The following is a 9,888-nucleotide window of genomic DNA, read 5'->3' on the forward strand; positions in this document are numbered from 1 at the left end:
GTTCTGCAGAGAGCCCTTAATGCCCATTTCCGCCAAGGTGTTCCAACGCTGGCTGCAAGGGATCGCCCCGGATACCAGCACCTCAGACATCTGCCGGGTCTCCGGAATCAAGCGGACCACCCTGGCGCAGCAACTGGTCCGCGGCAAGGTGGCGGAATCAACCGTGGTGAGCATCAGCCGCGCCTACAACGTTAATCCGCTCTCTGCCCTGGCTGCTTTTGATGCCTACAGTTCCCTGGCGGAACCGGCCCCGCAGCCCACCAGGTCCGAACTGGTCAGCCAGATCGCCACACCGGACCTCTTGCGGGCATTGCTGGCGCGCTCAGTCGGCGCACCGGCGGGCACACCGTCCGGAGCGCCGGCTCTGGAAGTGCCCGGGACGGACGCGCCGGCCCTGGAGCCGCCCCCGCATGCCACCTCGGTGAAGAACTGGGTGGAGGCAATCGACGACGGCGAGCTGCGGCACCGTGTCTCCGAGGCCACCGGAATCGCCCCGCAGAACTACTCGGCCCAGCTGACCGCGAACCGGCTGGCACCCGAACTGGCGGTGGCCACTTCCCTGGCCGCCGGCGTCAGACCGGCCAACGGCCTGGTGGCCACGGGCCTGGTCACGGAGGCCGAGGCAGGCTGGGCACCCGGAGCCCGCCAGGACGCCCTGGCCAGCCTCTCCGACGGAGAGCTGACCACACTGGCCGGAGAGCGGCTTCAGGCCCTCGGCCGGGCCCTGCGCCGGCACGAACATGACCAGGAACAAACCGAAAAAATCTGGGAGAACCTGGGATGATCGCAATTCTTCAGTGGTCAACACTGGCCGTCTGCGTTGTGGTGGCGGCAGCCCGTGTGCCCAGCGCCGTCCGGGGGCAGAACCGCTCCCTTTTCTACATCTTCGCGCTGATGGCCCTGGCCATCCTCCTCAGCATCGAGGGTCCCTATCTCGCCATCGACCAGGCTATGGGCGGAGTCAACGCAGCCAACCTCCTGCTCCGCTTCGTCATCTTCGCCGCCATCTACTTCGTAGGCATCCGGATCACCAAGGGGTTCGATGCCGCCGACGGCTACCGGCTGATCACCGGGCGGATCGGCATGTCCGTGCTGGGGCTGGTCTCGCTGGTGGTGGTGGCTGTGTTCCTGATGATGGATACGGCAGGCTCTTCGGCAGGCCTCAGCGCACTGTCCGCTGCTGACGGGCCCAATGAGGTGCTCGTGGAGTACTACGCTGCCGCCGGGCGCGCCTACCCGGCCTATGTAGCACTGGTTCTGCTGCCCGCAATGTGCCGCGCCTGCCGAAGCACCCTCCCCCGGCTGGTCCGGCTGGCGGCCCTCCTGCTGGCCATCGGCTCGGTTGCCATTGGCCTGAGCCTGCTGTTTCCCCTGATCCCCCCGGAGCTGGGTTCCATCCAGTTTGTGATCAATTACACGGCAGTGCTCTGTTTTGTGGTTGGCCTGGCTCTGATCTGGGCCGCAAGGGTACGGTACGGGGGCAAAATGGCGACCCGGCGGACTTCTACCGAAAAGTAACATCCTCTGCATTTCACAAAATCATTAGATGTGGCACAATCATGAATGTGTGAAGGTCGGTGCCGGTGTTTGCGAACGGGGATAACTTCTTGGACGCCGGGCCTGTTGATCCTTTACACGCATTGGGGGGATGAGTGGTGGCGGGCCGTTGGGGACCGCCCCCACTCAGCCTGTTTAAAGCCCATACCGCGCTTGAGGCCCATACGGCGGACGGTTGCCGGGTGACCGTTTCAGCGGGTCGCCACTGAGCCAAGTTCCTGCCGGACCAGCGGCAACACTTCGGTGCCCAGCAGCTCAATCGATTCCAAAACCAGCTTCTGCGGAACCGACGAGAAGTCGAGTTGGAAGATCTGCCTGTCGTGCTGGAGGTGGCCGTGCATCCGGATGATCTTTTCCGCCACCTGCTCGGGATTCCCCACGAACAGGGCGCCGCCCGGTGCTGATTCCATGTTGTAGGTGACTCCGCTGGGTGTGGGGAAACCGCGCTCCGCCGCGAGCCGGCGCATGGAGTCGGTCCAGTACGGCCGGAAAGCGTCCTTGGCCCGGCTGGCGGCGGCCTGGCCGAGTACGGCCGGGCCGGAGCCTGCCGAACCGTCCCGCAGGACCAGACCAGGAGCACTCACCCCGATTTTCAGGCCCGCGTCCCCGAAGCCGTGCCCGGCGGCGGTCCTCCGGTAAAGCGCGGTGTGGCGCTCGAAGTTCCGCAAGGATCCGCCCAGGAGGGCATACATGACATTCCGTCCCAAGGTTGCGGCCCGCACGGTTGACTGCGGAGTGCCGCCGGTGGCGATCCAGATATCCAGCCCCGAACGCCCGTCCGGAGCTGGAAAGGGCCGCGGCAGGATCTCCGCGTCGTCGAGCGCGGGCCTGAACCGGCCGTTCCAGGTCACGCGCTCCCCGGCGTTGATCTTCAGCAGCAGGTCCAGCTTCTCCTCGTACAACGCGTCGTAGTCTTCTAACCGGGCCCCGAACAGGGCGTAGGACTCGATGAAACTTCCCCGTCCCGCTGTGAGTTCGGCCCTCCCCTGGCTGATGAGGTCGATCGTGGCGAACTGCTGGAACACCCGCACCGGGTCCTCGGTACTGAGGACGGTGACAGCACTGCCCACCTTGATCCGCCTGGTCTGGGCGGCCACGGCTGCGAGCACCGTGGCAGGCGAGGCCACAGAATAGTCCGGCCGGTGATGCTCACCCACACCGAAGTAGTGCAGTCCTACCTCATCCGCCAGCCGGGCCCGCTCCAGGATGTCCAGCGTGTTCTGCGCCGGGGACACGGTGGTGCCGTGTACGGGATCCCTGTGGATATCGCCAAAGGTGAAAATTCCAAGTTCCATGCCCTATGCAAGCTTTGCATGCATACGCATATTCCCGGCCCCGGAAACTACCGTGCAAACCTCAGGGTCACCAGCTGGAAGGGACGCAGCGAAAGCTCCGCGCCGGGGTGGGTTCCAGCCTTGCCGGTGGAAATGCGGACGCCTGGGGCTTCTGTTGCGCGCTCCAGCAGGTCCGTCGCCAGGACGGAAGCGACCGGGAAGTTCGCCGTCACCAACCCCGTGGAACGCCGGCCCCAGGACTCGTAGAGCCGCAGCACTACATCGCCTGAGCCGTCTTCAGCCAGCTTGACGGCCTCGATGACGAGGGCGGGGTTGTCCACGGTGAACAACGGTTCCGCGCCGTGGGCGCCACGCATCATCCGGGGCACGAGGTTGGTGCGGTAGCCCTCCTCCACGGCCTCCGCAATGCCGGCACCAGGCCGAACTGTCACGGTCAGTTCATGCTGGCCGCGGTCCGCCGTCGGGTCCGGAAACTTTGGTGCCCGCAAAAGGGAGAGCCGCACATCCGTGGTGGTCCCGCCGTCGGACTCCCTGATGCTCCGGGTGACGTCGTGGCCGTAGGTGGACGAATTGGAGATCGCGACGCCGTATCCCGGCTCCGCGACGTGGATCCAGCGGTGCGCACAGATTTCGAACTTCGCGGCCTCCCAGGAGGTGTTGACGTGGGTGGGCCGGAAGACGTGGCCGAACTGCGTCTCCGACGCCGATCGGTCCGCCTTGACGTCCAGCGGGAAGCCCAGCTTGAGCAGCTTCTCCTGCTCCTGCCAGTCAACGGCAGTGGTGATGTTCAGGGAATCGCTGCCGGCTTCAAGCAGGATCCGCTGGGTCACCGGCGACGAGCCCGCCGTTCGGTTCACCACGATGACGGCGCTGGTGCCGGGGCGCTCAAGGCTGACTGATTGGGCTTCCGTCAGGGGTGTGACGTTCCGGCGGTAGAACTCGTCGATGTCCCAGGCATCCCATTCGTTGGGCGTGTCCCGGTGCAGCTCGAGCAGGTTGCCGCGGGTCCCGGGAGCGATGGCCTCACGGCCGGTGGCATAGTCCGTGAGGGAGGCTAGGAGCCCATCAGAATCCAGCACGGCCCTGATCACACCGTTGTCCAGCACGTAACCGCCGTCGGCAGCGGTGGCTTGAACGGGTTCCTTGGCGGCTGCCGGTTCGCCGACACCCAGGGCCGGGACGCCGCTCCGTGCATGGGGCGCCGCATTGAGCAGGAAGGTCTGTGATCCTTCACCCAGCAGGGCCGTTGCCGCCTGGCCGATCAGCGTTTCGAGGCCTTCGCTGATGGCGGCGTAGTTACGCTCAGCGTCCTGGTGGACCCAGGCAATGGAACTGCCCGGCAGGATGTCGTGGAACTGGTGCAGCAGCACGAGCCGCCAGAGCCGCTTCAGTTCAGCGCCCGGATACTCGTAGGCGCCGGCGGTGCGGACCGCGGCAGTTGCGCACCAGAGCTCGGCCTCGCGGAGGAGGTGTTCGCTGCGCCGGTTCCCGCGCTTGGTCCGGGCCTGGCTGGTGTACGTACCGCGGTGCAGTTCCAGATACATCTCGCCTGCCCATACGGGCAGCGCGGTGTACTCCTCCTCCGCTTCGGTGAAGAAGCTCTCGGCGGATCCGATCCTGACCTTGGGTGAGCCCTCGAGGTCCGCGGCGCGGTGGGCGGCTGCCAGCATTTCCCGCGTGGGCCCGCCGCCGCCGTCGCCGTAGCCGAACGGCACCAGGGAGGTGGTACCGCGCCCATGGTCGCGGTAGTTGCGCTCGGCATGGGCGAACTCGCGCGCGCTCAGCTCCGCGTTGTAGGTGTCCACCGGCGGGAAATGCGTGAAGAGCCGGGTGCCGTCAATGCCTTCCCAATTGAAGGTGTGGTGCGGCATCCGGTTGATCTGGTTCCATGAGATCTTCTGGGTCAGGAACCAGCGGCTGCCTGCGGATTTGACGATCTGCGGCAGGGCTGCGGAATAGCCGAAGGAGTCCGGCAGCCACGCCTCGCGGCATTCGACGCCGAACTCGTCCAGGAAGAAGTTCTTGCCTTCAATGAACTGCCGGGCCATGGCCTCACCGCCGGGCATGTTGGTGTCTGATTCAACCCACATGCCGCCGACGGGAACGAACTGGCCGGCTTTGACCTTCTCGCGGATCCGGCCGAAAAGCTCAGGGTAGAACTCTTTCATCCACGCAAACTGCTGCGCCGAGGAACAGGAGAACACAAAACCCGGGTCCTCATCCATCAGGGCCACCACGTTGGAGAACGTCCGGGCGCATTTGCGGATGGTCTCGCGCACGGGCCAGAGCCAGGCGGAGTCGATATGGGCGTGGCCGGTCGCCACCAGCTGGTGGGCCGAGGCGTACGCCGGCCTGGACAGGACTTCCGCCAGCGCCTCGCGTCCGGCTGCCGCAGTGCCGGCGACGTCGTCGGGATCCATCAGATCCATCATCCGTTCCAGCGAGCGGAGGATCTCGTGGCGGCGCGGCAGCTCGGTGGGGAGCTCATGCATCAGGCCGGCGATGGTACGGATGTCCTGCTGGAGCTCCCAGACTGTCTGGTTCAGTTCTGCGATGGCGATGGTGCCCAGCCGATACTGCGGTGCCGTGCCCGCCGTCGATTTATCCCCATACGGGGTGGCGGCAAAAGTCCAGCCCTGCGCAACATCGGGGTTGGCTGCCGCCTCGATGTAGAAGTCCACGGACATGCCGCTGCCGAGCAGTTTCAGCGGGATGTACTGGTTCCGCGGCGAGATGGCCTTGATGATGGTGCCGTCCGGACGCCAGGCAATTCCTTCGCACTGGAAGCCCGGGGCTTCGGTGGTGAACCCGATGTCTGCCACAATTTCCACCGCAGTGTCCTGGCCCGTACCCCAACCCTCAGGGACGTCGCCCTGCAGGCGAAGCCACTTGGTCCCCCAGGGCTTGCCCCAGGCCGCTCCATGTTCCTGTGGCAGGAAGTCGTGCCGCAGTGCCTCCATCACGGAGACAGGCTCGTCCGGCACATCCCAGCTGCTCAGCTTCAGGGGAATGCTGCGGGTATAGACGGCGGGGTCGATCCGCTCCCGGACAAACCGGTCCAGGCGGACCTCGGTGATCCGGCGGTTGTCATGCAATGTAAGCCCTCTTTAATGCTTGAACTGGAGAATACCAATCCGGACAAACCCGTCCAAACGATGGATAAAATCTACTGGCAAGTAGCCAAATAGCCAAGCTTCACCGCCATCCCGGGTGCCGGCCTGCAGCCTTTATCCCTGAAGCTCCGCGGAAATCCGGAGATCCGGCAGGGTAATCCGGCGCTGCCCGGCGTAGATGTTCAGGCTGTGGCCGCGGCTGAACCCTGCCAGCGTGATTCCGCTGGCCTCGGCCAGTTCAACAGCCAGGCTTGACGGCGCGCTGACCGCCGCCAGGACCGGAATGCCAGCCATTGCCGCTTTTTGGACGAGCTCAAATGATGCCCGGCCGGACACCTGAAGGATGAGCCCGGAGAGGGGAAGGAGACGTTTCCGCAGCGCCCAGCCCACTACCTTGTCCACTGCGTTATGCCTGCCGACGTCCTCCCGGAGGCACAGGAGCTGCACGCCGCCGCCGTCCTCCACGCGGAAGAGGCCCGCGGCATGAACGCCGCCCGTGACATCGAAAACAGCCTGGGCCTCACGGAGCCGCTCCGGAAGCGAGGCCAGGACGTCCGCCTGAACGGTCAACGGATCCGCGACCGGGCTGAAGTGGGAGGACTTGCGCACGGCATCGATCGAATCCGTGCCGCAGATACCGCATGAACTGGACGTGAAGACGTTCCGGCCCTTTTCCGGCAGCTGCACATCGGGGCGAAGCTGTGCCTCCACGACGTTGAAGGTCTGGACACCGTCCTCGTCCTCGCCGGCGCAGAACCGCAGGGAAACAAGCTGCTCGGCACTCCAGATAATCCCCTCGGACACCAGGAAACCGGCCACCAGGTCAAAGTCGTCCCCGGGTGTCCGCATGGTCACCGAAAAGGACATGCTGCCGAGCCTGATTTCGAGCGGTTCCTCCACGGCGAGCACGTCTTCGCGGTGCCGGACGGGGAATTCGAGGGCATTCGGCGAGCCGTCAAGGACGTACTTGTGGACCTTCCGGCGCTGGGTCACGCGTCCCATCAGCGGCCGTCCATCCTGCCTGCGGGATTCTGGCTGATGTTACTGGTGTTCCGGCTGGGGGTGTTCATAAGTCAATCATCGCACCATGGACGCCGGCGACGGACGGGGACCGTGGGAACGGGACGGGCGGGGGCGTTCAATCCAGCAGGGCACTCCAGTCCACCGGGCCGGCGGGCTTTGCCTTTTCCTTGCCTGCACCGTCCTGGGCGCCGTTGTCCGTGGCGGAGGCCCGCGGGGCACTCCTGGCGGCCCTGCCCCGTGTTTTTGTGCCCGGCTGTTCCGGGGCAGGCACCGGCGGCCCCCAGGGCAGGGCGAATGCGGGCACCAGTTCGCCGAGCTGCACCCCATGCGGCGGCACCACCATGACGCCGTCGGCCGTAGCCAGCCCGCGCATCATTCCCGGGCCGGTATGCCGGGCGGGCGAGGCCATGCCATAGAGGAGCCGGAAAGGCATCAGCCGGGTCCGGCCCGGCTCGGGGTCCAGGGTGGTTCCGCACGGGACCTCCTGCACCGGAGGCAGCGGGCCGTGGGCCAGGGCAGCCAGGAGCGGTCCGCCCACCGTTGACAAGGCCATCATGGCTGCCAGCGGGTTGCCGGGCAGCCCCAGGACGAACCGCCCATCCGGGAGTTCGGCCACGACGGCGGGGTGGCCGGGACGCATGGCTATGCCGTCGATGATCAGCCGTCCGCCGAGTTCGGCCACGGCGCGGCGGAGGTGGTCCGTGTCGGAGCGGCCGGTGCCGCCGGTGGTGATGACGACGTCTGCGGGCACGAAGTCATCCGGTACCATCCCGGTCAGGCCCGGTCCGCCCGGCATGATCCGGTCACGGCCGACGTCGGCAGCCGGGGTCGCGGCGTCCGGCACCTCGGGTGCGAGATCCTCCAGACCTGCCAGCCACTCGGCGTAGGAGTCGCCGATTCTTTCCTGCCCGCCGTAGATGCCCCCGAGCATGCCTATGACGGCCGCGAGCTGGGGTCCGAAGGTGTCGCGGACCTGCCCGGGAACGGGCAGTCCCTGGGCCACCACTTCGGACCCGGTCAGGAGCAGCTTGACCACCGGTTTGCCCTGGACCAGCAGGTCATCGTGTCCGGCCAATGCGGCCACAGCCAGATGCGCCGGATTCAGAGCCACACCTGCTTTGACAAGCGCCTCCCCGGCCAACGCCTCCTCGCCCGCCTTCCGGATGTGCTGGCCGTTTTTGGGCTCTCCCGGGCGGGCGGTTCCGCCGGTCAGCAGGAGCGGCAGGCCGTCGTCGTCGGTGCCCAGCACCGAGCTCTCGCTGCGCAGGACTGCTTTGGCGCCCGGCGGAATCAGTCCGCCGGTGACAATGGGGCTTGCCTGGTGCGGAGCCAGCCGCTGGCCGCGCTCGGCGACAATCCATGGGCCGCTGCCGTTGACGGCCCAGCCGTCCATGGCGGAGGACGCGTAGTGCGGCATATCGTGCAGTGCCGTGATGTCTTCTGCCAGGACCCTGCCCAGAGCCTGTCCGAGCGGCACCCGTCCAGGGGGAATCGGCGTGGCGGCATCGAAGGCCACCTTGCGTGCTTCCTCCCACGTATGGGCCAGGTGGTGTGCCGGGGGCTGCTGCGGGTCCGGACTTTCGTCTGCGTCGCCAGGGGCGGCGGTCATTCGACGGGAATCATTCGACGGGCGTCCCTGCGGCTTCAGCGTCGTAGTCCTTGGCCAGCGAGCGGGCCACGTCCATGGCGGAGGACATGGACACGGCGTCAGTGGCCTGTCCCGATCCGGCAGCCAACCCGGCTGCAAAACCGGCAATGAAGGTGGTCAGCGGAGCGGCCGGGCGCACCACTGAATGCGCGGCCACCCCGGCCAGCGACAGGATCGCGTTCACATCGATCTGGACGTCCTCCAGTTCGTAGGCCTGAAGCAGTGCCCGGCACCACTCCTCCAGTGTCTCGTCCTGGTTTTTCACGCTTTGCCTCCCAAATCATCTGCGTCGGCGTTTCGCTGCGAACCACCCAAGGGTTCCACGCCGGCCACTCCAAGTGCGGCGGCATCGTCCCGGGTATCCACGTCAGCCGTGGAGCCCGCCGGGACGGCGACAAGCTGCACGTCCAGACTAGCAAGGAGTGCCGTGACTGAAGCGTTGGTGAGGCCTCGGCCGGCCGCGAGCACATTCACCGCGTTTTGTAGCGCAGATGTGCTATAAAACGCGACGAGGGGCTGGCGGCGGCCATCCTCCGAGACAGCAACAAATCCGTCAGGCTGCCCGGCACCGGCTGCGCCCAGCACCCTCCTGAGCTCTGCCACCGCGAGTTCCACGTGAGGCATATCGCAGGCCAACACCAAGGTGAAGGGTGGGCGTCTTCCGCCGACGGCGGCCAGCCGAGCGAGCCCGGCACCGATCGCGGCAGCGGGGCCACCGAAGACCGGTTCCTCCCGGCAGCTGAGCAGCCCTTCAGGCAGTTCCGCGGTGCTTGGACCAACCACGACGGCGGACCTGGCGGCCCCGGCAGCGGCGGCCGAACGGCGAAGGAGCGTATCGCCGTCGTACGTCAGGCCCTGCTTGGGCACACCTCCCAGCCGGGACGAACGGCCGCCGGCCAGGATGACGGCATCAAAGTCCAGGGGGTCAGGATCCACGGTTCCAGCCTAACCGCGCAGCCCACGCCGCAGCACACCCGGGACGCAGGAACCACGGCGATCCCGGGGGCGCTGCTGGTCAGGCAGCCCGTTCAGGCAGCAGGAAGGGGTCCCAGGCCGGCGTCGGCTTCTCCAGTTCCTTGATCTGCCAGATGGTGCCGTGGGGCGGCTCGGGAACAATCCTCAGCTTCCACCCCATTTCGGACGGGGTGTGGTCACCTTTGGTGTTGTTGCACCGGAGGCAGGCGGCCACAAGGTTCTCCCAGGAGTCCGCGCCGCCACGTGATTTTGGCTGGACATGGTCAATGGTGTGGGC

The 9,888-nt window shown here is 66.5% G+C and carries 9 protein-coding genes; 2 read left to right on the plus strand and 7 right to left on the minus strand.

Annotated features, from left to right (window positions below):
- Window positions 1-19 precede the first annotated feature (19 nt).
- Together DBR22_RS09510 and DBR22_RS09515 are read left to right on the plus strand one after the other, a co-directional pair.
- Window positions 20-784: a hypothetical protein gene (locus DBR22_RS09510; protein ID WP_108598815.1), complete on the plus strand. Its 765-nt coding sequence runs from the start codon at window positions 20-22 to the stop codon at window positions 782-784.
- A complete protein-coding gene (locus tag DBR22_RS09515) occupies window positions 781-1,518 on the plus strand; it encodes a hypothetical protein (RefSeq protein WP_108598816.1) in 738 nt (245 codons plus the stop codon). The genes DBR22_RS09510 and DBR22_RS09515 overlap by 4 nt, the downstream gene beginning before the upstream one ends.
- Before the next feature lie 230 nt (window positions 1,519-1,748).
- Here the strand turns inward: DBR22_RS09515 and DBR22_RS09520 are convergent, their stop codons facing one another.
- From DBR22_RS09520 to DBR22_RS09545, 7 genes are all read right to left on the minus strand, one after another.
- Window positions 1,749-2,852 carry an LLM class flavin-dependent oxidoreductase gene (locus DBR22_RS09520; RefSeq protein WP_108598817.1) on the minus strand — a complete coding sequence of 368 codons (1,104 nt, stop codon included), beginning with the start codon at window positions 2,850-2,852 and terminating at the stop codon, window positions 1,749-1,751.
- A 47-nt stretch (window positions 2,853-2,899) separates the two neighbouring features.
- The gene (locus DBR22_RS09525; RefSeq protein ID WP_108598818.1) at window positions 2,900-5,947 is read right to left on the minus strand and encodes an alpha-mannosidase; all 3,048 of its coding nucleotides are present in this window, start codon (window positions 5,945-5,947) and stop codon (window positions 2,900-2,902) included.
- A gap of 132 nt (window positions 5,948-6,079) precedes the next feature.
- Window positions 6,080-6,967 (minus strand): formate dehydrogenase accessory sulfurtransferase FdhD, encoded by an 888-nt coding sequence (gene fdhD, locus DBR22_RS09530; protein ID WP_108598819.1) that lies wholly within the window; start codon window positions 6,965-6,967, stop codon window positions 6,080-6,082.
- A gap of 136 nt (window positions 6,968-7,103) precedes the next feature.
- Window positions 7,104-8,597, minus strand: a complete 1,494-nt coding sequence (locus DBR22_RS09535) for a molybdopterin molybdotransferase MoeA (protein ID WP_108598820.1) — start codon at window positions 8,595-8,597, stop codon at window positions 7,104-7,106.
- 10 nt (window positions 8,598-8,607) lie between these two features.
- A complete protein-coding gene (locus DBR22_RS23770) occupies window positions 8,608-8,901 on the minus strand; it encodes a DUF6457 domain-containing protein (RefSeq protein ID WP_181365102.1) in 294 nt (97 codons plus the stop codon).
- Entirely contained in the window at window positions 8,898-9,572 is a 675-nt protein-coding gene (mobA, locus tag DBR22_RS09540; RefSeq protein WP_258229118.1) for a molybdenum cofactor guanylyltransferase, read from the minus strand. The genes DBR22_RS23770 and mobA overlap by 4 nt, the downstream gene beginning before the upstream one ends.
- A 79-nt stretch (window positions 9,573-9,651) precedes the next feature.
- Window positions 9,652-9,888 (minus strand): HNH endonuclease (locus DBR22_RS09545; RefSeq protein ID WP_146187449.1); only part of this gene is annotated, 237 nt, incomplete at its 5' end.

Source organism: Arthrobacter sp. HMWF013, from assembly GCF_003061105.1.
In the GTDB taxonomy this organism is placed as follows: Bacteria; Actinomycetota; Actinomycetes; order Actinomycetales; family Micrococcaceae; genus Arthrobacter.

What these genes read in the sequence shown, in the direction of transcription:
- DBR22_RS09520 (WP_108598817.1), bottom strand. Translation starts at nt 2,852, where the DNA reads ATGGAACTTGGAATTTTCACCTTTGGCGATATCCACAGGGATCCCGTA.
- DBR22_RS09510 (WP_108598815.1), top strand. Translation starts at nt 20, where the DNA reads ATGCCCATTTCCGCCAAGGTGTTCCAACGCTGGCTGCAAGGGATCGCC.
- DBR22_RS09515 (WP_108598816.1), top strand. Translation starts at nt 781, where the DNA reads ATGATCGCAATTCTTCAGTGGTCAACACTGGCCGTCTGCGTTGTGGTG.
- DBR22_RS09535 (WP_108598820.1), bottom strand. Translation starts at nt 8,597, where the DNA reads ATGACCGCCGCCCCTGGCGACGCAGACGAAAGTCCGGACCCGCAGCAG.
- fdhD (WP_108598819.1), bottom strand. Translation starts at nt 6,967, where the DNA reads ATGGGACGCGTGACCCAGCGCCGGAAGGTCCACAAGTACGTCCTTGAC.